The 23,512-nt window shown below is 67.7% G+C and carries 18 protein-coding genes; 6 read left to right on the top strand and 12 right to left on the bottom strand.

Translation table 11 applies throughout. From position 1 onward, the window contains the following. Positions 1 to 90: 90 nt before the first annotated feature. Positions 91 to 3,261: an efflux RND transporter permease subunit gene (locus tag MTBLM5_RS12195; protein WP_173976374.1), complete on the bottom strand. Its 3,171-nt coding sequence runs from the start codon at positions 3,259 to 3,261 to the stop codon at positions 91 to 93. Between the two features lie 5 nt (positions 3,262 to 3,266). Next, a complete protein-coding gene (locus MTBLM5_RS12190) occupies positions 3,267 to 4,232 on the bottom strand; it encodes an efflux RND transporter periplasmic adaptor subunit (RefSeq protein WP_173976373.1) in 966 nt (321 codons plus the stop codon). Between the two features lie 95 nt (positions 4,233 to 4,327). On the opposite strand from MTBLM5_RS12190, the gene MTBLM5_RS12185 reads away from it, so the two are divergent. Then, positions 4,328 to 4,531: a DUF2892 domain-containing protein gene (locus MTBLM5_RS12185; RefSeq protein ID WP_173976372.1), complete on the top strand. Its 204-nt coding sequence runs from the start codon at positions 4,328 to 4,330 to the stop codon at positions 4,529 to 4,531. 34 nt (positions 4,532 to 4,565) lie between these two features. Here MTBLM5_RS12185 and MTBLM5_RS12180 read toward each other — a convergent pair whose 3' ends face one another. The 3 genes from MTBLM5_RS12180 to MTBLM5_RS12170 form a co-directional block, all read right to left on the bottom strand. Next, positions 4,566 to 5,774 (bottom strand): D-alanyl-D-alanine carboxypeptidase family protein, encoded by a 1,209-nt coding sequence (locus tag MTBLM5_RS12180; protein ID WP_173976371.1) that lies wholly within the window; start codon positions 5,772 to 5,774, stop codon positions 4,566 to 4,568. A 43-nt stretch (positions 5,775 to 5,817) separates the two neighbouring features. Continuing rightward, positions 5,818 to 6,237: a hemerythrin domain-containing protein gene (locus tag MTBLM5_RS12175; protein WP_173976370.1), complete on the bottom strand. Its 420-nt coding sequence runs from the start codon at positions 6,235 to 6,237 to the stop codon at positions 5,818 to 5,820. A 111-nt stretch (positions 6,238 to 6,348) separates the two neighbouring features. After that, positions 6,349 to 6,867 (bottom strand): hypothetical protein, encoded by a 519-nt coding sequence (locus tag MTBLM5_RS12170; RefSeq protein ID WP_173976369.1) that lies wholly within the window; start codon positions 6,865 to 6,867, stop codon positions 6,349 to 6,351. Between the two features lie 114 nt (positions 6,868 to 6,981). Between MTBLM5_RS12170 and MTBLM5_RS12165 the strand changes: the two genes are divergently transcribed. The 5 genes from MTBLM5_RS12165 (at position 6,982) to MTBLM5_RS12145 (ending at position 12,204) form a co-directional block, all read left to right on the top strand. Then, positions 6,982 to 7,851 carry a DMT family transporter gene (locus MTBLM5_RS12165; protein ID WP_173976368.1) on the top strand — a complete coding sequence of 290 codons (870 nt, stop codon included), beginning with the start codon at positions 6,982 to 6,984 and terminating at the stop codon, positions 7,849 to 7,851. Between the two features lie 33 nt (positions 7,852 to 7,884). Continuing rightward, complete coding sequence (locus MTBLM5_RS12160; protein ID WP_173976367.1) at positions 7,885 to 8,622, top strand: FadR/GntR family transcriptional regulator; 738 nt, start codon at positions 7,885 to 7,887, stop codon at positions 8,620 to 8,622. Further along, positions 8,619 to 9,866, top strand: coding sequence for an MFS transporter (locus MTBLM5_RS12155; protein WP_173976366.1), 1,248 nt, complete (start codon positions 8,619 to 8,621; stop codon positions 9,864 to 9,866). The genes MTBLM5_RS12160 and MTBLM5_RS12155 overlap by 4 nt, the downstream gene beginning before the upstream one ends. A gap of 117 nt (positions 9,867 to 9,983) precedes the next feature. Next, positions 9,984 to 11,429: a pyruvate kinase gene (gene pyk / locus MTBLM5_RS12150; protein ID WP_173976365.1), complete on the top strand. Its 1,446-nt coding sequence runs from the start codon at positions 9,984 to 9,986 to the stop codon at positions 11,427 to 11,429. Positions 11,430 to 11,517: 88 nt separating this feature from the next. Then, a complete protein-coding gene (locus tag MTBLM5_RS12145; RefSeq protein ID WP_173976364.1) occupies positions 11,518 to 12,204 on the top strand; it encodes a cytidylate kinase-like family protein in 687 nt (228 codons plus the stop codon). A 55-nt stretch (positions 12,205 to 12,259) separates the two neighbouring features. Here the strand turns inward: MTBLM5_RS12145 and MTBLM5_RS12140 are convergent, their stop codons facing one another. The 7 genes from MTBLM5_RS12140 to MTBLM5_RS12110 are packed head-to-tail and all read right to left on the bottom strand — an operon-like array spanning position 12,260 to position 23,500. Beyond that, on the bottom strand, positions 12,260 to 14,626 hold the full coding sequence (locus MTBLM5_RS12140) for a hypothetical protein (protein ID WP_173976363.1): 2,367 nt from the start codon (positions 14,624 to 14,626) through the stop codon (positions 12,260 to 12,262). Positions 14,627 to 14,678: 52 nt separating this feature from the next. Continuing rightward, positions 14,679 to 15,500, bottom strand: a complete 822-nt coding sequence (gene rsmA / locus MTBLM5_RS12135) for a 16S rRNA (adenine(1518)-N(6)/adenine(1519)-N(6))-dimethyltransferase RsmA (protein WP_173976362.1) — start codon at positions 15,498 to 15,500, stop codon at positions 14,679 to 14,681. After that, complete coding sequence (gene pdxA, locus MTBLM5_RS12130) at positions 15,497 to 16,501, bottom strand: 4-hydroxythreonine-4-phosphate dehydrogenase PdxA (RefSeq protein WP_173976361.1); 1,005 nt, start codon at positions 16,499 to 16,501, stop codon at positions 15,497 to 15,499. Before pdxA ends, rsmA begins: the two co-directional genes overlap by 4 nt. Then, positions 16,501 to 17,769 carry a peptidylprolyl isomerase gene (locus tag MTBLM5_RS12125; protein ID WP_173976360.1) on the bottom strand — a complete coding sequence of 423 codons (1,269 nt, stop codon included), beginning with the start codon at positions 17,767 to 17,769 and terminating at the stop codon, positions 16,501 to 16,503. Before MTBLM5_RS12125 ends, pdxA begins: the two co-directional genes overlap by 1 nt. 46 nt (positions 17,770 to 17,815) lie before the next feature. Then, on the bottom strand, positions 17,816 to 20,632 hold the full coding sequence (locus tag MTBLM5_RS12120) for an LPS-assembly protein LptD (protein WP_173976359.1): 2,817 nt from the start codon (positions 20,630 to 20,632) through the stop codon (positions 17,816 to 17,818). A gap of 17 nt (positions 20,633 to 20,649) precedes the next feature. Next, positions 20,650 to 21,777: an LPS export ABC transporter permease LptF gene (gene lptF / locus MTBLM5_RS12115; RefSeq protein ID WP_256367177.1), complete on the bottom strand. Its 1,128-nt coding sequence runs from the start codon at positions 21,775 to 21,777 to the stop codon at positions 20,650 to 20,652. A gap of 46 nt (positions 21,778 to 21,823) precedes the next feature. Then, a complete protein-coding gene (locus MTBLM5_RS12110; protein ID WP_173976358.1) occupies positions 21,824 to 23,500 on the bottom strand; it encodes an ATP-binding protein in 1,677 nt (558 codons plus the stop codon). Positions 23,501 to 23,512 lie beyond the last annotated feature (12 nt).

The following is a 23,512-nucleotide window of genomic DNA, read 5'->3' as shown; positions in this document are numbered from 1 at the left end:
GACGGCTGTGCTCACCGGGCGAAGCATACGGTGATGACCCGATGGGATGCAACATTTACAAGGTGTTCACCCCGGTTAATTCCCGCCAAATCAGGCCGGCGGTAGAGCCCTTCCGTCGTCGCGCAACCAAACATAAAGGGCCGGTATGACCAGCAATGTCAGCGCGGTCGACGAGGCCAGGCCGAACACCAGACTGATGGCCAGACCCTGGAAGATCGGATCGGCCAGGATGAAGGCGGCTCCGATCATGGCGGCGGCGGCGGTCAGGGCGATGGGCTTGAAGCGTGTGGCGCCCGAATCCAGCACCGCCTGGCGGATCGAGGCGCCCTCGGCCAGCCGGTGGCGGATGAAATCGACCAGAAGGATCGAGTTGCGCACGATGATGCCGGCCAGGGCGATGAAGCCGATCATCGAGGTGGCGGTGAAGGGGGCGCCGAACAGCATGTGGCCGATGACGATGCCGATCAGGGTCAGGGGCACCGGCACCAGGATCACCAGCGGCAGGCGGAAGCTGCCGAACTGGGCGACCACCAGCAGATAGATGCCCAGGATGGCCACCCCGAAGGCGGCGCCCATGTCGCGGAAGGTGACATAGGTGATTTCCCATTCGCCGTCCCACAGCAGGCTCGGCTTCGATTCGTCGGTCGGCTGGCCGTGATATTTGACGTCTATGCTGCCTGCCAGCTTGTCCTCGACGGCGAACATGCCGTAGATCGGCGCCTCGGTACGGCCGGCCAGTTCGGCGGTGACCATCTCGGCATAGCGGCCGTCGCGTCGGAAGATCGGCGGGCTGGCGGCTTCATAGCTGACCTCGACCACGTCGCCCAGTTCGACCGTTCCCTTGCGGGCCGGGACCGGGGTGTTGGCCAGCAATTCGCCGGGATGCTTGTCGCCCGGCGCCAGCGCGATGACGATGTCCTTGGGCACCGCGCCTTCACCACGATGGGAATATCCGACACGGATGCCGCCCATCAGGGCCTGGATGGTGTCATAGACCGCCTGCTGTTCGACCCCGAAGAATTCCAGCCGTTCCTGGTCGATCGAGACGTGCAGGCGCTGCCACGGCGCCGCCAGCGAATCATCGACATCGACGACGAAATCGACGCTACGGAAGGCGTCGCGGACCTTGGCGGCGGCGGCGCGCCGGGTTTCGGCATCGGGGCCGTAGATCTCGGCCAGCAAGGTGGCGAGAACCGGCGGGCCGGGCGGCACCTCGACCACCTTGACCGAGGTGCCTTCGGGGACGTCCAGGCCCTGCAGGCGGGCGCGGACATCCAGCGCGATGGCGTGGCTGGCCCGGTCGCGGTCGTGGCGACTGGTCAGGTTCAGCTGCAAATCGCCCAGCTCGGGGCTGGCCCGCAGGAAGGAATGGCGGACCAATCCGTTGAAGTTGAACGGCGCGGCGGTGCCGGCATAGGCCTGGATCGATACCAGCTCGGGCAGCGAGGCCAGGCGCCCTGCTGCGGCCAGCAGGGCGCGGTCGGTGTCCTCGAAGGTGGCGCCCTCGGGCAGGTCGATCACTACCTGCAGCTCGCTCTTGTTGTCGAACGGCAACAGCTTCACCGTCACCGCCTTCAACGGGAACATGGTCATGGACAGCAAGGTGGCGATGGTGATTCCGGCCAGCAGCTTCCTGGACGGGGCACGGCCGTTCAGCAGCGGCCGGGCCAGGCGGCGATAGAACCCGTCCAGCCGGTCGGCGTGGCCGTGGTGCGAGGCAGCGTTCGAGCGGCCGGCGATCTTCAGCAACAGCCAGGGGGTGATGATGATGGCGACGAAGAACGAGAACATCATCGCCGACGAGGCGTTGGCCGGGATCGGGCTCATATATGGCCCCATCAGGCCCGAGACGAACATCATCGGCAACAAGGCGGCGATGATGGTCAGCGTGGCGACGATGGTCGGGTTGCCCACTTCGGCGACGGCGGCGATGGCGGTGTCGGCCTTGTCGGCGCCCGGCTTCAGGCCCCAATGGCGGACGATGTTTTCGACCACCACGATGGCGTCGTCCACCAGGATGCCGATCGAGAAGATCAGGGCGAACAGCGACACCCGGTTGATGGTGTAGCCCAACAGCCACGAGGCGAACAGGGTGAGCAGGATGGTCGACGGCACCACCAGCGCGACCACCAATCCCTCGCGCCAGCCCAGCGCCCAGGTGATCAGCACGACGATGGACAGCGTGGCCAGGCCCAGATGGAACAGCAATTCGTCGGCCTTGTCGGATGCCGTCTCGCCGTAATTGCGGGTGGTCTTGATGGCGATCTCGGTCGGCACCACCCGGCCCTGGATGGCGGCCAGGCGGTCCATGATCTGGTCGGCCACCAGCACGGCGTTGGCGCCGGCCCGCTTGGCAATGGCCAGGCTGACCGCCGGCACGCGGGCGAGCGTGCCGTCGGCCGCCTTTTCCAGGTGCCAGGCGCGCTGTTCGCGGTGTTCGGGGCCGATCACCACGCGGGCGACGTCCTTGACATAGACCGGGCGGCCGTCACGGGCCAGCAGCAGCAGATTGGCGATTTCGGGCACGCCCTTCAGGGTCTGGCCGCCGACCACCGGCAGGAAGCGCCCGGCCTCGCGCACGCTGCCCGCCACGAACGAGCGGTTGGCCGCCTCGATCTTGGTGACCAGCTGGTTCAAGGTGATGCCGTAAAGGGCCAGGGCCTCGGGGTCGGGCTCGACCCGGATCTGGTCCTTGCGGCCGCCGACCACATAGGTCAGGCCGACATCCTCGACCTTGACCAGTTCCGAGCGTAACTCCTCGGCGATGCGGAACAGGGCGGAATCGTCCCAGCGGTCGGCCGCCTCGGGCTTGGCCGACAGGGTCAGGACGATGATGGCGACGTCGTTGATGCCGCGGCCGACGATCAGCGGCTCGCGGATGCCGGTGGGCAGGCCGGTCAGATTGGCGCGCACCTGTTCGTGCACCCGCAAGATGGCGGCATCTTCCGAGGTGCCGACCTTGAAGCGGGTGGTCACCACCACGCGGTCGTCCCAGGTCTGGGAATAGACATGCTCGACGGCGTCGATGCCCTTGACGATGGTTTCCAGCGGCTTGGTCACCAGTTCGGCGGCGTCGGCGGCCTTCAAGCCTCCGGCCTCGATGATGATATCGACCATCGGCACGCTGATCTGCGGCTCTTCCTCCCGCGGCAGCGCGGTCAGGGCGATCAGGCCGACCGCCAGCGCCGCCAGCAGCAGCAGGGGCGTCATCGGCGAGCGGATGAAGGCGCGGGCAAGCTGCCCCGACAGGCCCAGCTTCATGGCGCTCACCATGTCACCACGTCGCCGGATTTCAGGCCGCTCATCACCTCGATCCCGTCGGCGGTGGGGGCGCCCAGTTGCACGGCGACGGCGCCGACGCCCTTGACGGTGACCAGATCGACGCCCATGCGCCGGCTGACCGCCTCGCGCGGCACGATGATGGCCGGGCGCTTGCCGGTAGAGATGTGGACCGGCACCCGTTCGCCGACGAAGAAGCTGTCCAGCCCCTCGACGCCGACGTCGGCGAAGACCCGGCCGTCCTCGATGCGGGGATAGACCTGGCGCACGGTGCCGGGGCGCAAGCGGGCGTCGGCGGTGCCCAGCGCGCGGGCGCCGACCTCGACGGAATCGCCTTGCTTGATGAAGCGGGCATGGCGTTCCGGCAGGGCCAGGCGCAGCACGTAATTCTCGGCGGCGATGGTGGCGATGGTCTCGCCGGGCAGCACGACGCTGCCCTCGGTGACGTGGACCTTCAGGACCCGGCCGGCCTTGGGCGCCAGTACCGCGCCCTCGCCCGAACGCTCGGCCGAGACCTGGACCTCGGCGCGGATGGCGGCGATGGCCCGGTCGGCCACTTCGAGGCGGGTGGCGGCGTCCTCGACCCGGGCCTTGGTGGCGGCACCCTTGGCCAACAGGTCCTGGGCGCGGCGATGCTCGATGGCCGCCAGGTCGCGCTCGGCCTCGGACGCCTTCAGCTTGGCGGCGATGCCGGCGGTGGTCAGAGCCAGCTTGGGATCGCCCACGGCGGCGATGCGCTCGCCGGCCTTGACCTGCGTTCCCTCGTCCACCAGCAGGGCCGACACCGTGCCGCCGATGCGGGCGCGGGCCAGCACCTCATCGACGCTTTCGACGGTGGCGAACACCGCCTTGACATCGTCCACGGGTTGGATGTCGATGGTCGCCTCGCCGGCCAGGACGGGGCTTGCGGCGCACAGCAGCACCAGGGCGGAAAGACGGGCGAGGGCGGGCATGGCGGACTCTTTCGCGAAGGGTTCCCTTGACATATATATTAGCTTGCGCTAATTTTCAAGCAACACACGGCCCATTTGGCAATTAAGGATAAACCATGAGCATCGATCGCGTCGTCTTCGCTTTTGCCGGCACCGTCATCCTGATCAGCCTGGGCTTGAGCCAGGTTCATTCGGTCTATTGGCTGCTGATGGTGGCCTTCGTCGGCGCCAACATGCTGCAGGCCGCCTTCACCGGCTTCTGCCCGCTGGCGATGATCCTGAAGAAGTTCGGCGTCAAGCCGGGCTGCGCCTTCGAATAGGGATTGTTCGGCGGCGCCCGGCGAGGGGCATGATTTAACGCGCCGCGAACATCCGCCAGCGGCGTTCGGTGTCGATGGCCCCTTCGACGGCGGTCGGCGACAGGGTCAGGCAGCGTTCCTCGCCGTGCTGGCGCAGGCGCAGGCAGGCGGGGACGGCCTTTTCCTCTTTCAGCCCGGTGATCAGGCCGCGATAGCGCAAGCCGCCGTCGAACGGGCGAACTGTCACGACCGGCGTGCCGCCGCCCAGTTCCGCCCGCAGCGCCTTGGCCTCGCGCGCCAACTCACGAGCCACCGTGGCGCGGTCGCGTCCGAACGCCACCTCGATGGCCCAGCCGGCCGGGGCCTTGGGCAGGGCATGACTGTCGCCCGGCACGCCGCCCCGGCAGGAATCCGATGACAGGTCCGGGGCCGGCCCCGGCAGGTTGGCCAATTGAACCAACGCAGCACCTTCCGTCGCGCCGTTGAAGGCGCGGTCCATCAGCCGGGCGGCCAAGGACAGGCGCTGTTCCTTGCTGGCCGCGCCCATCACCACGGCGATGGCCTGGCGGCCGCCCCGGCTGGCGGCGGCGGTCAGGTTATAGCCGGCCGGACAGGTGAAGCCGGTCTTCATGCCCTCGGCGCCTTGATAGGCGGTCAGGAAGCCGTTGAGCGTGGGCAGGCGGTTCTTGCGCCATTCGACCTCGCGGGCGGAAAACAGCGACCAGCGGTCGGGGAAATCGCGCTTCAAGGCCAGGGCCAGCAGCGCCATGTCGCGGGCGGTGGTCAGGTGGCCGGCGGCGGTCAGGCCGGTGGCGTTGGCGAAGCGGGTGGCGTTCATGCCCAGGCGGGCCGCCTCGCGGGTCATGCGGGTGGCGAAGGCCGGTTCGGACCCGGCCAGATGTTCGGCCACCGCCACCGCCGCGTCGTTGGCCGACCGCACCACCACGGCGCGCAGCGCCTCGGCCAGGGTCAGCGACTGGCCGACCTTCAGTCCCAGCACCGAGCCGCCCTGGGCGGCGGCATGGTCCGAAACCGTCAGGCTTGTGTCGGGCGATACTCTTCCGGCGGCAAGCTCGGTGAAGGCGACATAGACGGTCATCAGTTTGGTCAGTGACGCCGGATGGCGGGGCTGGCCGGCCCGGTCTTCAAGCAACACCCGTCCGCTGCCCGCGTCGATGACCAGGGTGGCGGGCGAGGGCGGCTCGGCGGCGCGGGCGGGCGTCAGCCACAGGGCGATCAGGGCAAGGGCGGCAAGCTGTCTCATGGGGGGCGGATGACACCATCTTCGCCCCCATAAGGCAAGGGGATCAGGCGGCCTTGTCGACCAGGGCGTAGAACTCGGCCTCTTCGCGGGCGACCCGCGCCTTCAACCGGGCCAGCATGTCGCGGCTGGCGGCGACGAAGCCCACGGGGTCGCGGGCGATGGCCAGCGGGCCGGGCCACGCCTTCTTGTAGGCATCGAAATCCTGGCCCAAATCACCCATCTCGGCCTGGAAACGCCGCGCGGTGTCGCGCACCCTCAGGTCGGCGTGGGCCAGGCAACTGGGGTAAAGGGTGTTGTCCTCGATGGCCAGGTGGACCGAGAATTTGCCGAACAATTCGCGCACCACCGTCGCGACGGCGGCGGGATTGTCGGCGATGGCGGCTGCGTCCAGATGGGTTTCCAGCCGGGCGGCGATGGCGCGCAAGTCGTCGTGATGCTTGCGGTAGGTGTCGGTCTTGGGCATGGCGGGCCTCGTTTCGTTGTGGTCCGCCGTTGATAGCCGACAAAACAGCTATGGTAATTGACCCCAGTCAAGCCGGTTTGGTGCGGCAAAGTCGCACCAACCTGATTGGGTTTAGAAGCGATAGCCGACACTGACCATGGTCAGCCAGTTGTCCAGGCTGTCGGCCTCGGTCCACTGATAGCGGGTCTCGATCCCGAAGATCGCGTTGCCGACATAGGAATGGGCCGAACCGCCGAATTGCAGACCCAGCGAATCGTCGAGATTCTTGCCGTCGGCCCACACCCAGCCCAGGCCGGGTCCCAGTCCGATCCACAGATTGGGGCGGGCTTCCACCATCCAATGGACATTCCACTCGGCGCTGTTCAGTTCCAGCCCGTCCTGGTCGGAATGGTTCCACGAGAACATGTGGTGCAGTTTGCCGTAGGTGGGGGCGACGCCCAGATTGTCGATGGCGAATTCCGCGCCGAAGGCCGGCCGGCCGTTGGTTCCGGAATTGTCGATTTCCCACCAGCCGCCCTTGGCGGCGACCGACGGGTTGGCGTTGGTGCCGATATCGTCTTGGGCGATGGCCGGGCCGGCAAACGTCAAGGCGATCAGGGCGGCGCTCAAAGCTTGAAATAAGCGGCGCATGGCATCCTCCTTCGGAAGATGGCCGTCTATCCCATATGGTACTCCGATCGCTTCCTTCCAGGCGGGCAAGCTTTGCATCCCAGCCCTGCACGTCTTTGTGCTATCAGCGAGGCCATGGAAACCACGTCGTCCCGTCTTGGCTTCGCCGCGCTGATCTTTGGGGCCTGCTGCATCGGCTTCGCGCCGATTCTGGTGCGGCTGTCCGAGGTCGGGCCGGTCGCCACCGGCTTTCATCGCCTGCTGTGGTCGCTGCCGGTGTTCGCCCTGGTGGTGGCGTGGAGCCGCGCCCGCGTGCCGGTCGATCGCACCGCCTGGGCCGGCATGGCGGCATCGGGATTGTTCTTCGCCGCCGACCTGACGGTGTGGCACCTGGGCATCTGGCTGACCACCATCGCCAATGCCACGCTGTTTTCCAACACCGCGCCGGTCTTCGTGGCGATCGGCGCCTGGCTGGTCTGGGGCCAAGCCCCCAACCGCCGCTTCCTGGCAGCCCTGGTGGTGGCGATGGCCGGCGCCGCCTTGCTGGTCGGCTCGAGTTTCCGCCTGTCGCTCGACCGCGTCGCCGGTGACGGTCTGTCTTTGCTGTCGGGGGCCTTCTATGGCGCCTATATCCTGAGTGTCGGGCGCTTGCGGGCCAGGCTGTCGATGCCGCTGGTCATGCTGGCCGGCGGGGCGGCGGGCTCGGTTCTGGCTTTCGCCGCCGCCCTGGCCCTGGGCGAGTCCGTCTGGCCCGAGACGGCGCGCGGGTGGGCGGTGGTGGTCGGGCTGGCACTTCTGGGCCAGGTGGCGGGGCAGGGATTGATCGCCTGGGGGCTGGCCCATGTGCCCTCGACCCTGGGGGCGGTGGTCCTGCTGGTCCAGCCGGTGGTTGCCGCCGCCATTGCCTGGACCTTGTTCGGCGAACGGCTGGGGGCGATGGAGCTGACCGGCGGCATGGTGGTCCTGTTCGGCATCCATCTGGCCCGAAGGTCCCAGCGGGCTTGACAGTCGGGCGTCTGCGTCGGCACCATCATTGGTATGACCAGAATCACCGCTTCCACCGCCGAGGCCCGCATCCGTATCTCGGATCGTGTCGCCGATCAGATCCTGGCCCGCATCGCCTCGGGCGAGTGGGCGCCCGGCCAACGCCTGCCGGGCGAGCGCCAGTTGGCCGAGGAGATGGAAGTGTCGCGCGTGTCGGTGCGCGCCGCCCTGCAGGGGTTGAAGACCCAGGGCTTCCTGGCCGCCGTCCAAGGGGGCGGGACCCGGGTGGTGTCGAATGCCGCCAGCATGGACCCCAGCCTGGCCGAGTTGATCCGGGTCAACCACCAGAATCTGGCCGACCTGGCCGAACTGCGCTGCATCATCGAGGTGTGGGGCGCCGGCCGCGCCGCCAGCAACGCCACGGCGGCGCAGCGGGCCGAGCTGTCCGAGATCATGGACAAGATGGAAGCCGACATCGCCGCCGGCAAGCACAAGACCGAGAACGACATCCGCTTCCATCTGGCCATCGCCAAGGCCTCGGGCTCGGCGGTGCTGATGCATGTGATGGGGACCTTCCGCGGCATCTTGCAAAAGATGCTGGACGTTCATCGCTACGAGATGTTCCCGACCCCGGCCGACGACCAGACCATCCTGACCCATCACCGCGCCGTCCATGACGCCATTCTGGCCGGCGACAGCGAAAGGGCGAATGCGGCGATGCGGACCCATCTGGATTGGGTGGTCGCCGCCTATCGCGACGAACAGGTCCGCAAAGGCTCAGACCCGTCGTGACCGCGAACGGCGCGCTGCCCTGGGCGATGTGGGCCCTGGGGGCGGCCTATTACTGCTATGGCTTCTTCCAGCGGGTGGCCCCCGCGGTGATGGTCGATCAGATGATGGCCGAGTTCCAGGTCGGCGCCGCCATCGCCGGCATGCTGTCGGGCCTTTACTTCTACACCTACGCGCCGATGCAGATTCCCATCGGCCTGCTGCTCGACCGCTTCGGGCCCCGGCGGATGCTGGCGGTGTTCGCCGCCTTTTCCTGCGTCGGCAGCGCCCTGTTCGCCAGCGCCGACAGCGTGACCGCCGCCTATATCGGGCGCGGCCTGGTCGGGGTCGGCGCCGCCGTCACCTGGGTCGGCGCCCTGAAGCTGGCCTCGCTGTGGTTCCCCGCCGACCGCTTCGCCATGATCACCGGCCTGACCCTGGCCATGGGCATGGCCGGTGCCGTCGGCGCCCAGGCGCCCCTGGCGGCGGCGGTCGCTTCGGTGGGGTGGCGGGGCACCATGTGGGGGGCGGCCGTGGCCGCCGGAATCCTGGCCTTGGTGCTGGCCCTGTTCGTGCGGGACGGCGCCCATGGCGCGCGGTCCGGTGCCGGAGCGCCGTCGCTGCTTGAAGGTCTGCGCCGGGTGCTGGCCTTGGGGCAGACGTGGCTGCTGGGGCTTTATTCGCTGACCATGGCCGCGCCGATGCTGTCGTTCGCCGGGCTGTGGGGCGTGCCGTTCCTGATGCAGGTGCACGGGCTCAGCCGGGCCGAGGCGGCCTTCACCACCTCGGCGATGCTGGTCTCGTGGGGGATCGGCTCGCCGCTGACCGGCTGGATCTCGGACCGCATGGGCCGGCGCAAGCCGGCCCTGGTGGCGGCGGCCGCCCTGTCGCTGGTCTTCACCGTCGCGGCCCTGTTTCTGCCGGGCCTGCCGATGCTGGTGCGCCAAGGGCTGCTGTGCCTGTTGGGCATGGCCTCGTCGGGTTTCGTGCTGTCCTTCGCCACGGGGCGCGAGAACGTGCCGGTGTGGGCTTCGGGGGCCGCCTTGGGGGTGGTCAACACCGCCTCGATGAGTTCGGGCGCCATCTTCCAGCCCTTGATCGGCTGGCTGCTCGACCTTAGGTGGGAAGGAATGGTGATCGCCGGCAGCCGGGTCTATGGCGCCGACGCCTGGGAGATGGCGTTGGCGACCCTTCCGGCCTGCCAGGCGGTGGCACTGATGGCCGCCCTGGCCACGCGCGAGACCTGGTGCCGGCACCCCGAACGCTGACCCACCCCGTGGGGGATGGGGGAAAACCGTCATACCGGGGCGGTTTGCCGGGGGCGCCGGCTCTGCTATGGTGCCGCGCGAAAGCAAGATGGCCCTGAAACGACTACGGATATCGTCATGCGCAGGTCACGAAACGCCAAAATCATTGCCACCCTGGGGCCGGCCAGTTCGACCCCGCAGGCCATCGAGGGGCTGTTCATCGCCGGCGCCGATGTCTTTCGGCTGAATTTCAGCCACGGCAGCCACGCCGATCACCAGGAGCGCTACAACACCATCCGCGCGCTGGAAAAGGAACGCGGGCGTCCGATCGGGGTGCTGGCCGATCTGCAGGGGCCGAAGCTGCGCGTCGGCAATTTCGCCGATGGCAAGATCCGGCTGGAGAACGGCGACGCCTTCCGCTTCGACCTGTCGTCCGAGCCGGGCACCCAACAGCGGGTGTCGTTGCCGCACCCGGAAGTTTTCGCCGCCCTGACCGTCGGCACCGACCTGCTGCTGGATGACGGCCGCTTGCGCATGCGGGTCGAACATCACGGGTCGGATTTCGCCGAGATGCGGGTGCTGGTCGGCGGCGATCTGTCCAACCACAAGGGCGTCAACGTCCCCAACGTCATCTTGCCGATCTCGCCCTTGACCGATAAGGACAAGCTGGATCTGGACTTCGCCGTCGATATGGGCGCCGACTGGATCGCGCTGTCGTTCGTGCAGCGCCCGTCCGACGTCCTGGAGGCGCGCAAGCTGATCAACCGCAAGGTCGGCAATCGGGTCCGCCTGCTGTCGAAGCTGGAAAAGCCGTCGGCGATCGAGCACCTGGCCGAGATCATCGACCTATCCGACGCGGTGATGGTGGCGCGCGGCGATCTGGGCGTCGAATGCCCGGCCGAAACCGTGCCGATCCTGCAAAAGAAGATCGTCAAGGCCGGTCGCTGCGCCGGCAAGCCGGTGGTGGTCGCGACCCAGATGCTGGACAGCATGGTCCATGCGCCCACCCCCACCCGGGCCGAGGCCTCGGACGTCGCCACCGCCGTCTATGACGGCGCCGACGCGGTGATGCTGTCGGGGGAAACGGCGGCCGGCGATTACCCCATCGACGCCGTGACCATGATGCACCGGATCATCGTCCAGGTGGAAAAGGACGATCATTACCGCCTGATCACCGACGCCTCGCGCTCGCTGCCCAACGCCACCACCCGCGACGCCATCTCGGCCGCCGCCCGTCAGGTCGCCCACACCCTGGGGGCCGCCTGCATCATCACCTATACCGCGTCGGGCTCGACCACCCTGCGCGCCGCTCGCGAACGGCCGGAACAGCCGATCGTGTCCCTGACCCCCAACATCGAGGTGGCCCGCCAGATGGCGCTGGTGTGGGGCGCGCATTGCGTGCTGGGGCCGGAGGTGCGCAATGTCGGCGAGATGCTGGAACGCGCCGCCAAGGCGGTCCAGAAGGACGGCTTCGCCGGCCCGGGCGACAGCATCGTCATCACCGCCGGTGTGCCGTTCGGCTGTTCGGGGACCACCAACCTGCTGCGGGTGGCCGAGATCGACGATACCGGCGAGGGGGTCTAAAACAACGGTATGGCCGCCCTGCGTTGATGCCGCTTCCTGCACCCCAGGCCCAGGCGTATGATGGGTTTGTCAGGTGAGGGAGGCGAATATGTCCAATATCCTCTCTGTTATATCGGCCATGGCCGAGGTGGCGACGGTCACCCACGAGGAACCGACCACCCGCAAACCGAAGCAACCGGTCGTCACCATCTCGCGCGATTACGGATCGGGCGGCGACATCATCGCCACCCGTCTGGCCCAGCGCCTGAACATTCCCCTGTATGACGAGCGGGTGCTGAAGGAAATCGCCGTCCGTCTGAACGACGATCCGGCCATCGTCAAACTGCTGGACGAAGGGTTCGGCAAGGCCAAGGACATGTGGTTGTACCGCCTGTTCTCGGGCAAGGATGTCGGCCCCGATGCCTATCGCGACACCTTGATCAAGGTGGTGATGAGCCTGGGCCGCATGGGCGGCATCCTGGTCGGGCGCGGCGCCCACGTCATTCTGACCGACGCCTGCGCGCTCAGGGTCCGGGTCACCGGCTCGCCCGAAGTGTGCGCGCGCCGCATGTCCGCCTCGGGGCACGGCTCGTTCTCCGAGCAATTGGCCAAGGCCAAGGAAATCGATCATCAGCGCGGCAAGTTCGTGTGGGAGGTTTTCCACTCGCGCCTGTCGGATTCCAGCGCCTTCGACATCAACATCAACACCGACCGCATGGGCGATTTCGAGGATGTGGTCGATATGCTGATGGGCATGGCCAAGGCCATCCATTCCGGCCGGGTGTTGGCGCTATAGGTGTCCGTGCAAAAGTCCTTCGCTTCGCTCAGTGTGCTTTTGCACGGGGAACGGCCTAACCGATCCGTCCCAGGGCCTGGCCCCCGCCGGGGGGCTGGCCCGGCGGCAATTGCGGCGCGGCGGCTGCCGCGGCCGTCTTCATCAGCTTGTCGATCTCCTCCAGCATCTTCGAGGCCGTCTCGACGATGGGGGCGAATCCGTTGGGGTCGGCCAGACGTTCCAGCAGGGCCTTGTAATGGGCCAGCATCAGCAAGGCGTCCTGGTGCCTGGCCGGCAACATCGCATTGACCTCTTTGCGCAGGCGCGACGGAATGCGCCGGATCAGGCCCATGCGCCGGTTCGACAGCACCTTGAAATTCATCACCGACGCCATCTGGTCAAGGTCGGTGGCCGGGTCCAGCGACTCGAACAGGAACTCGATCAGCTCGATCTCGCCATGTTCGAGGATCAGGAAGGTCTTCTGGGTCTTTTGCCAATCGGCGATGAAATTGGCGATCCGACTGAGCTGGTTCGAGATGTCGGCGCGAAACAGGCGGGCATCCAGCATCCGCCACGCCCGCGACGACGCCATCGGCAGCTTGCCGGGCAGCCCGAAATTGCGGCTGAGATTGTAGGCGGTGGCCAACAGCGCGCGTCGATCCGATCCCGCCGTAGCCTTGCCCCAGGTGACGGTCAGCAGGTCCAGTGCGGCAAAGTCGGTGGCTGGCGGCGGATCGGCCAGCAACGCCTCGAGCCCCTCCTGGTTGGGCGGCAACTCGCCTGATCCCACGCGGGGGATGGGTGCGCCGAACGCGTCGCGGTTGGCGGCGATGATCGCCTCGGCCCAGGCGGCCAAGCCCGATTCCGGCTGATCCGAAGGGGCCGCGATTGGATCAGGCGCCACTTCGGGCGCGATTGGATCAGGCGCCACTTCGGGCGCGACCGGATCGGGCGCCACTTCGGGCGCCGCGGGCTCCGGTGCTGGCGCGGGGGCTTGTTCCGCGGGTTGCGGGGCGGCCTCGGCCACAGGCGGCGCTGCCGCAGCGATAACAGGCGGCGGAACGGGGGCCTCGACCACCCGCGCGGGCGGCGGCTCGGGCTGGTCCAGCGGGCCGACGGCAGGCGCCAATGCCGCAGGCGGCGGCGCGACGACCACCGGCACAGGCGCTGCGGCCGGAACTGGGGGCGGGGATTGCGCCGGCTCGGCCGCGGCGGCTTTGGGCGCGGGGGGGCGCCGGGACGGCTTCAGGCTGGCCTTGATGGATGGCGGCGGCGCGGGCGCCTTCGCCGGTTGCAAAGGTTGCGCGGCCTCCGCCGGTTCCAAAGGTGGCGCGGCCTCCGCCGGTTCCAAAGGCGGCGCGGCCTCCGCCGCGGCCGGGCTGGGGGCGGCCGGCTTTGCGGCGACGGTCCTTTTGCGTGTTCGCACGGGCGAGGCCACCATCTCGATCGTGGCGGGCGGTGCCGGTGGCGGCGGCGGGGGTGCCTCGATGGGCTCGGCGGAAACCGGTTCCATTGCCGGGGGGCGCCGCAGTGGCTGGGGCGCGGCGCTGGTCAAAGCCGGCCGAGGCGGCGCGACCAAGGTCGTCGATAGCGAAGGCGGCGTTTCCGGGTCGCTCTGGGGTGCGCCACCGGTCTCTCCCGCCGCGACCGTCGTCAACAAGTCGAAGTCGGGGCCGGACAGGCCGGGTCGGGTTGGCGGTGGGCGCCGGACAGGCTGCACGCTGCGGTTTTCGGTGCGCAGGTCGCTTCCCGGCGCCAACAGGTCCATGTCGGTGGGTTGGCCCGCAGGGATGAAGGCCGAGGCCTCGGGGGCCATCGATTCAAGCGCGGCGTCAAGGGACACCGGATAGTCGGTCGGGGGCGCGTCGGGGAAGTCGAGCGTGCCGGGGGCGTCTGTTTCGGCCGTCCACCCCCCGGGGGCGGTCAGAGGCCGGCTTCCGACCTCGGCCAGCACCAGGGCCGCCTCTGCCTCGCGCGCCAAATTGATGGCGAGCGGCGGCGGCGGCGGTGGCTCCGCGGTCGGAGGCTGCGCGGCATGGGCCGCCTGCTTGCGGCGGGCGAAACGGGTCGGCGGTGGCGCCGGCCGGTTCCATTGGGGGGCTTCGACGAGGATGGTGCCGGCATCGGCACCCGCGCCGTCGATCAGGTCGGGATTGGACAGGACCGCGTGGGCGATCCGCAATTGTGGCAACAGGTCGGGATCGATGTCGGGCAAAGACGGGAGGGAATCGTCGTCGGAAAACTTGTCGGGCAGGTTCTGCGCCGCCGCCTCGGCAACGGCGAGCAATCCGCTTGATGACGGGCGTGGGCGCGCCGGCTCGTCCTCGGCCAGGACTTGGTCAAGGAGTTCCGTCAAATGGTCTGCCGGCATGCCGACGATATCGGCAGGCGGCAAGAACCCGGCTCGGTCGGGTTTTCCGCGCATTGCCAAATGATAGCCCATTGGTCCCCTTACTCCCTATGGACTATTAGCCCAGGGTCGGTTACCGGAAAGTTTATGATCCAACAACTTGCGCGATTGTGCAGAACTCGGCGACGCTCAATTCTTCTGCTCGGCGCGTAGGCGGGATGGCCGCGGCGGCCAGGATCGCCTCGGCGTCGCCCAGCGCTTTCAGACTGGACCGCAGCATCTTGCGGCGCTGCCCGAAGGCGGCGGCGGTGACCCGTTCCAGGACCTCCAGCCGGGCCGGGGCCAACGGCGCCGGGCGTGGAATCAACTGCACCACCGTCGACATCACGTTGGGCGGCGGCGTAAAGGCGCGACGATCGATGTTGAACAAGGGCCGGACCTCGCACAGCCACTGGGTGATCACCGACAGGCGGCCGTAATCGGGGGAACGGGGCCCTGCTGCCAGGCGGTCCACCACCTCTTTCTGGAACATCAAGGTCAGGCTTTCGAAGGCGCTGGCCTGGCGCAGCCATTGCAACAGCAGCACCGTCGAGATGTTGTAGGGCAGGTTGGCGACGATGCGCCGTGGCGCCTCGCCCAGGCTGGCGGCATCGATCTCCAGCGCGTCGCCGGCGATGATCTCCAACTGACCGGGATAGGCTTCGGCGATTTCGGATTGAATGGCGATGGCGCGGTCGTCGCGCTCGATGACGATCAGGCGGCGGGTGCCGCAATCCAGCAGCGCGCGGGTCAGGCCGCCGGGACCGGGGCCGATCTCGATGGTGGTGCCAACGGCCAGATCGCCGGCCGCCCGCGCGATGCGGCCGGTCAGGTTGAGGTCGAGCAGGAAGTGCTGCCCCAGCGACTTGCGCGCCGCCAGCCCATGGGCGGCGATCACCTCGCGCAACGGAGGAAGCCGGTCGGTCATGACAAGGCAGCGGCCCGGTTGGCCGCGATCTCGGCGGCGGTCCTGATGGCCGCCATCAAGCTGGTTTCGACCGCCTGGCCGGTGCCGGCCAGCGCAAACGCGGTGCCGTGGTCGGGCGAGGTGCGCACGAACGGCAAGCCCAGGGTGATGTTGACGCCGCCGTCGAAATCGATGGTCTTGATGGGGATCAGCGCCTGGTCGTGATACATGCACAGCACCGCGTCGTAGGTCTGGCGGGCGCGGGCATGGAACAAGGTGTCGGATGGCAGCGGACCGAACGCGTCGATGCCGGCGGCCCGCAGGTCGGCGATGGCCGGGGCGACGATGTCGATGTCCTCGCGTCCCATTCCGCCATCCTCGCCGGCGTGGGGGTTGAGCCCGGCCACCGCCAGACGCGGAAGGGCCAGGCCGAAATCGACCCGGAGCGCGCGGGCGGTCTGGGTGCCGACCGAGACGATCAATTCGCGGCTCAGCAGGCGGATCGCCTCGGTCAGGGCGACATGGATGGTCACCGGCACCACCCGCAAGCCGGGGCAGGCCAGCATCATCACCTCGTGACCGTCCAGGCCGGCCAGATGGGCCAGGTATTCCGTGTGACCGGGAAAGGTGAACCCGCCCTGGTACATCACCGCCTTGTGAATCGGGTTGGTGACCAGTGCCGACGCCCGGCCCGCAGTGCATAATTCCACCGCCCAACTGATGGCGCGGGCGACGGCGCCGGCATTGGCCGGGTCGGGATACCCGGGGCGGACCATGGCCGGCAGGTCGAGCGCCAGCACCGGCAGGGCCTGGGCGAAAATGTCGGCGGCCTGGGCCGGGTCGGCGATGGTGACGATCGGGCAGTCCAGGCCCAGCCGGGCCGCCAGTGTCCGCAGGCGGTCGGGCTGGTCGATCATGAAAAAGGGGGGCAAGCCCTCGCTTCGCCGCAGCCAAGCCTTCAGGGCGATGTCGCCGCCGATGCCGGCGGGCTCGCCCATGGTCACGGCCAGCGGGGCGATCATCACAGGCGGACGTCGATGAAGGCCTGGCGGCGCAGATCGCGCAGATAGCGGCGCGAAAGCATGTCCATGCGCTCGTCCTCGATGGTCCGACGGACCTGATCGCGGGTCAGGCCGGCGACCTTGGTCGCGTCGTCGCGCGAACAAACCATCATCACCTGGATGCCGTCGGTGGTCAGGTTGGGCTGGGTGATCTGGTTGACCGCGACCGCCATCAGGATCTGGCGGGTTTCCGCATTCAGCGACGACAAGGCGGACGGACCGATCCGTTCAACCTTGAGGGCGCCGATCCGGTGGGCGTTGGTGTCGAACTCGGCGCAGGTCTTGGCCCCGGCCGAGACCTTGGCGGCTTGGGCCAGCAATTGCGGGCGCGGCGGCGCCCCTGGCCCCTGCGGCATCGGCAGGACCATGCGCGAATAGGTGACGGTGCTGGCCTCGGGATCGACGAACTGGCCGGCGACCCGTTGGTCGATCAGGGCGATGATATGAAAGCCGCTGGAGGTGCGGGTCAAGGGTGACACCTGTCCCTTGGTCAGCTTGGCGGCGATGGTGGCCACCTCCTCGTCCAGGCTGGTCTCGTTCATCCATCCCATGGTGCCGCCATTGGCGGCGGTCGGCGCGCGCGAGAATTGCCGGGCCAGGACCGCGAAAGGGGTGCCGGCGCGCAACTGCTCGATCAGGCCTTCGCCCAGTCGCTTGGCCTCGTCCTCGGCGGCGGCGGAATCGACCGGCAGGTAAATTTCGGCCAGCAGCGATTCCGGCTGCCCCTGGCGGGCGCGCATGATCTCGAACCGGTCGGTGATTTCTTCCTCGCCGACGCGAATCTGCGGCTGGATCGCCCGGGTCATCAGCCGCATCCAGGTCAGGTCGGCGCGAATCTGTTCGCGGATGGTGGTGGCCTCGATCCCCTGCCGCGTCAGGTTGGCGATCAATGTGCCCTTGGGCATGCGGTTTTGCTGCTCGATCATGCCGATGCCGGTGTCGATGTCGCCGGCGGTGATCGATATCTTCAGACGATTGGCCTCCTGCATCTGCAGGCGTTCGTCGATCATCTTGCGCACGACCTGCGGCACGACGCGGCGGCGGTTGTCGACATTGTCGGGGATGTTGGCCGAAACCAGCGACAGCCTGACCCGGGCGATGACATCGTGAAGCGAAATCGCCTCGTCGTTCACCACGGCGGCGACGCGGTCGAAGTCTTGCGCCCCGGCCGAGGCGGCGAAGGCCAGCGGCGCCAACAATGTCAAGGACAGGATCAAGCGGCGGAACATGGGTCACCCTTACCTTGGCGCACCGTCGATTGCGACGGTCCGATCGTCAGAATACGTTGAACGGCACGTCGCCCAAAGTCCTGAAGACGACGTTGAAGGTCAATTCATAGCCGGCCAAGATGTCGCGGTCATGAATGTAGGATCGGCGGAAATTGGTGACGAAGGCGAAGCACTCGTCCGAATAGATCAGCTTGGTCGCCCATCCCAGCGGCCCACCATTGTCCGACAGGTCCGAGGCCGCGCTGGCCTGCGCCGCCCAGTGTCGGGTCATTTGCGAGCTCAGGGTATAGGTCACCACCTGCTTGGACGGGAAGGTCAGGTTCTCGCTCTCGGTGGTGTCGAAGCGGTAGTAGCTGACATCGGCCCGCAAGATCGGGCTGCCGACGCTGATCCGCGTTTCGTTGCGGCGGACCTCGGCGGTCTCCTTGTCCAACCGAACGCGATTGAGGAACGAGATGTTGCCGGTCGGCGCATAATCGAAGCGGGCGACATAGTCGGAAAGGTTGTCGCCGAAACCGGATCGCTCGGAATAGGTCGAGTCGGCGTGCGCCCGCCAGCCTTGTGCGACCTGGGCGGCGACATAGCCCAGCCGGCGCGGATGGGCGCTCCAGCGCAGCCCGTAGCCGCCGCGCAGACCGCCCTCGACCCGGTCCAGTCCGGTCTTGCGGTTGGCACGCAGGATGTTGACGTCGTCCAACTCGCTGTCCAGCGAGTCCTCGTTGGGAATCGAGCGCGGATTGTTGCCGTTGGGGCTGGCCGCGACCATCACCATCGGCTCGATGATCTGCGGCATCGTGGCGCTGTCGCGGACGAAGGGGTAGCGCCAATTCGCCGCCACCTGCGGGACGACACGCCCTGCGGTCGCCGAGCCCTGGTTCTCGTTCAGATGGTCGGAATGGTAGCCGTCGCCGCGCAATGACACCGACACGTCGGTCAGGTCGCCTTGCTTGCCCCGGAATGGGCGGTTCCAGGCGACATTGGACGACAGGCGTCGTGCGGAAACGCCGTCCAGCCTGTTGTAGGCCAGCATGTCGCTATCGACGGTCCAAAAGGCGCCTCGCGAATTGGGGTGCGACTGGTGGCTGAACATCGCGTGGGGCAGGACCAGCGGCGAGGTGTCGTCATCGTCGGTTGGGCGCAGCCCCTGGAACGCCATCGCCTCGACCAGGGCGTAGTTGCGACGCCCGAACCCTTCCAGATAGGGGCGGGTGGTCAACCACGGGCGGTTGCTGTTGATCGGGTAGCCGTAAAGGCTGTTATAGGTGCCGTCCGACGTCCGCTGCAACTGATAGCCCGCCCGCCAGGTTCGGTCGAGGTCGAACCGGCCTTCGGAATCGATATGGCCACGGGTCGCGGCGGTGTGGCGATCCTGGGTCAGCGAGGCGTTCGTCGTGGCTTCGCCGGAACGCCCGATCCAGCGGTGATTGCCCGCCAGCACGACGCGTTGCAGCACGCTGTCTTGGGCGTCGTCCAGCGTCTCGGGAGTGCTGACCTTGGTGGCCGTCGAACTGGGGAACAGGAAGCGCGGCGAGAATGTGATGTCCTGATTGTCGGCGATCGCCCAGAAATAGGGAACGGTGATGTTGGCGCCCAGGCTTGACGACAAGCCCATGGTCGGAGCCAGCAGGCCGCTTTTGCGCTTCACCGTCGGATCGGGGTGCGACAGATAGGGGGTGTAGGCCACCGGGATGCCGGCCAGTTCCAGCCAGGCATCGCGATATTCGATGACCTGGGCTTCCTGGTCATGGGTGATGCGGACCGCCTTGGCTTCCCACAGCGGGCGGCGGTCGGGCTGGTTCCGGCACGGCTCGCAGGCGGTGTAGACCGCCTTGTCGAAGTCGGTGCGGTTGCCGCCCGAGCGGATGCCGCTGGCCGCCGCCATGCGCGAGCGATCGGACAACAGCACGCGCAATTCCTTGCCGACGCCATCCTTCAGGTCCCCGGTCAGCTCGAAATACTCGGCGAACATGGTGTCGCCGGTCGGTTCGACCAGGGTGACGTTACCCGACGCCGTCATCACGTCGTGCTTGAGGTTGTAGCTCAAGGTATCGGCGATCAGGGTCCGGCCGGTCTGCCCCACCTCGACCCGGCCCTTGGCGGTGACGATGCCCAATTCGCGGTCGTGGATGATCTGGTCGGCGGTCAGGCGGACCGGCTCCTCGGCCTCGTCGCCATCAACGCTGTCCTGGGTCGCCGGCGCCATTGGCCGCGGCGCCTTGGGGGCGGCCTCGGGCTCGGCGGCAGCCGGCTGAACCGAGACCGGACGCACCGGTCGGTTCGTCTGCCCGGGTTCGGCCGGGGCGTCGTCGTTCCAGGCGTCGCCCCATCCGCGAATGTCCGAAGCCGATGCGGCCGGAGCCCTTGGCGCGGCGGCGACCGGTGTCGATGCCGTCGGAAATGTCGGCGCCGTCGCCGGAATGGTCGCCCGGCGCGGCTGTGGCGGTTCCGGAACCCCGTCGTCCCCCCAGGCCTGGCCCCAGCCGCCGGGTTGGACCGGCGCGGGCGCAGCGATCGGGGCCGGCGCCATCGGGGCTATCGGCGCGACCGGCCTAGCCGCCGGAATCGCGGCGCGGGTACGGGCCGGAGCCGGTTCGGGAGCGGATTCCTCGCCCCAGGCCTGCCCCCATCCGCCGGGTTGGACCGGGGCTGGCGCTGGCGCGGGCTGCGGGGCGGCGACCGGAGCGGCCGGCTGGGCGGCCGGGATGGTCGCACGGGGTCGGGACGGCTGTGCCGGGTTGGGGGCCTGGTCTTCGCCCCAGGCGTCGCCCCAGCCGCCGATCTCGCCGGCGCCGACCGCCAGGGCAGGTGCGGCGGCCACGGTCAGCGGCGTGGTCAGGACGGCGATCAAGGCAAGGCGGCGCATCGGCAAGGCCTCGCGGATCAACCGGCAAGACCGGCGAAACCGCCGATCCTGCGCCGACGGGGCCGGCCCGTCGGGTGTTGGATGAACCACAGGCCGCCGGCGATGGGAATGGCGGCCGCGACATACAGCAAGGGAATGAAGGCAAGCGACGAGGTCGCCAGATTGGCCACGCCCAAGGCCATGGCCTGGGCGGCGATCATCAAGCCGACCGCGGTCAGGATCGCCGGCGTCTGGCCGCGGCGGTCGAAGCCGGCGCCCAGCAGGCAGGCCAGGGCGATCACCGCGAAGCCCAGATTGTAGAATGGCGAGGAAAAACGCTGGTGCAGCTCGACCTTGGCGCGGCGGTACTCGGACCGGCCCAGTTCGGACTCGTTGACCGTCAGCAATTCGGCGATCGAGCGCTCGCGGGCGTCGCGGTAGCGGTCGCCGCCCTTGCCGGTCGCCGTGGCCAGATCGACGGTATAGGAATCGAAATGCAGCACCGACAATTGTCCGGTTCCACGCGGCAGGCTTTGCCGGTTGCCATTGACCATCAGCACGCGCGGGCCGGACTCGGTGAAGATCAGGGCGCCGCGTTCGGCCATCATGGTCATCGGCTTGTCGGGATTACGCTTGTCGTGCACCAAGATCCCCAAAAGCTCGCCATCGGGGCTGCGCGCCCCGACATAAACGGTCAGGCCGTCCCCGAACTTGTTGAACGCCCCTTCCTGCAGCAACACATTGGTAATGTCGTTGCGGATCGACCATTGCAATTCGCGGAAGTGCTGGACCGAGGCGGGGATGATCCACAGCGACAATGCCAGCCCGACCGCTGTCGTCACCCCGGCCAGCAGCAAGGTCGGCTGTGCCAAAGCCCAGTTGGACACCCCGGCCGAGCGCAACACCACCAATTCGCGGTCGGAATTGAGCTTGTTGTAGGTGAAAAGCGCCACTGCGAAAAGGGAAATCGGCAAGATGACCACCAGGAAGGTGGGCATCAGCATCATGGTCAACTTCAAGAAGGTCGAGGCCGAAATGCCCTTGGTGACGATCAATTCGATGAAGCGCAGCGACTGGGTCAGCCACAGCACGCACGACAGGGCCAGGGAGACGAAGATCATCCCCACCCCGAGCTGCCGCAGTATGTATCGCGTGATCCCCGTCATGGCGGCGGATTATAGACAGGCCTTCGCCCGGCGGCCAAAGGGAATCCTACGAGACGGCTTGCTTTCGTGCCGCCAGCGGCAAGGTGAAGCGGAAGCAGCACCCGCCCTGCGGCGAGTCCGAGATGTGCACGCGGCCGCCATAATGATCGATCACCCGAGTACACAAGGTCAGGCCGATACCGGTGCCCTCGGGGACCGACAGCGGGTCCAGGCGCTGGAACATGGTGAAGACCTTCTCGCGATATTCGGGGGCGATGCCCTTGCCATTGTCGCAAACCCAGAACTCGGCGTCGGGGCCGGTTCCGTCGCAGCCGATGTGGATCGAGGGGCGACGGTCGGGATGGTGGTGGCGCAGCGCGTTCTCGATCATCTGCCTGAACAAGATGTCGAGGTGGCCATCGCGGATGTTGAGCACCGGCAAGGGGTGGTCGATGGTGATTTCGGCGTGAAGCCCTTCGACCAGGGGGGCCAGATCCCCGACGACGCGATTGATCGTCTGTTCAGGTCGGATCTGCCCTAGCGGGTCGTCTATTCGTGAAATGCGGGTGTAATCCAGCAACGCCAGGACCAGTTCGTTCATCCGCTTGGCGCCGTCGCGGGCAAAGCCGATGAAGGCGCGGCCGTCATCGTCCAACTGCCCGCCATAGCGGCGTTCCAGCATCGAGACATAGGTGGCCACCGCTCGCGACGGCTCGCGCAGATCATGCGAGGCGACCCAGGTCAGCGTTTCCAATTCCTGGGCCGAGCGCGCCAGGCGCATGTTGGCCTCGCTCAGCTCCCGGGTCCGCGACTCGACCGCGTGCTCAAGGCCGACCAGATGACGGAATTCACGTGCGGCCAGCCACAAGCCGACCAGCGCCAGCACCACCGCCGGCGGCAACAATTGGAACAAGAGCGGCGTGTCGTGCAGATATTCCAGGATGCCGTAGGGCGCGGGATGCATCGCCAGCACCGTCCAGCCGGCGCTGGCGATGGTTTCGCGGTGATATTGCCACTGGCGGCCGGCCAGGGTGGCAAGTCCCGACGCGCTGCTCAGACTGTCCACGAAAGCCGGACTGGCGTCGCGCGGCAATGCCGGAACGGCCGCAGCGGCCGGGCTGGAATGGATCAGGCGCCCGGCGCGATCGAACACCAGGGCCGGCATGTCCTTCGGCCCGGGCAATTGCCGCCACCGATCGTCGAGTTCGGCGAATTCCAGCGACAGGCCGAGTATGCCGGAAAACTGGCCGGATGTGTCGCGCAACGGGATCGCCAGTCCGGTCACCACCTGGCCGCTGACCGGGCCGGTATGCGGGTCCATGACCTCGAACAGACTTCCCTTGGTGGCGAGATTGATGAAGAACGGCGCCTGCGAGATATTCGTGGGTTTGCCGCCGGGGAAGGGTTTGCCGCTGGCCACGAATATTCCGGCGGAATCGGTGGCGGCGAAGTTGACCGCGGCCGGGAAACGCTGGTTCAACCGGGCGAACAAGGCCCCGCAGGACGTTCCATCCCGAGTCTTGACGCAATCGGTTTCAGCGATGGCGATCAGGACCAACCGATAGCCGGCGATGAAATCCTCGGCGGCCTTTTGGTGGTCCTGGGCGATTTGCTCGATCTGGCTTTGCAGGCTGTCGCGACGAGCTGTGTAGTCCGAGACCACGATGGCGCCGCCATAGGCCAGCGCCATGGTAACGGCCGCAACCATGGCCATGGTCAGTTGGTGATGGACCAAACGCACCATGGATCACTCTCC

The organism is Magnetospirillum sp. LM-5, assembly GCF_902729445.1.
In the GTDB taxonomy this organism is placed as follows: Bacteria; Pseudomonadota; Alphaproteobacteria; order Rhodospirillales; family Magnetospirillaceae; genus Magnetospirillum.
Note: the sequence above shows the minus strand (reverse complement) of the source record. Positions and strands in the feature narration are given on the sequence as shown.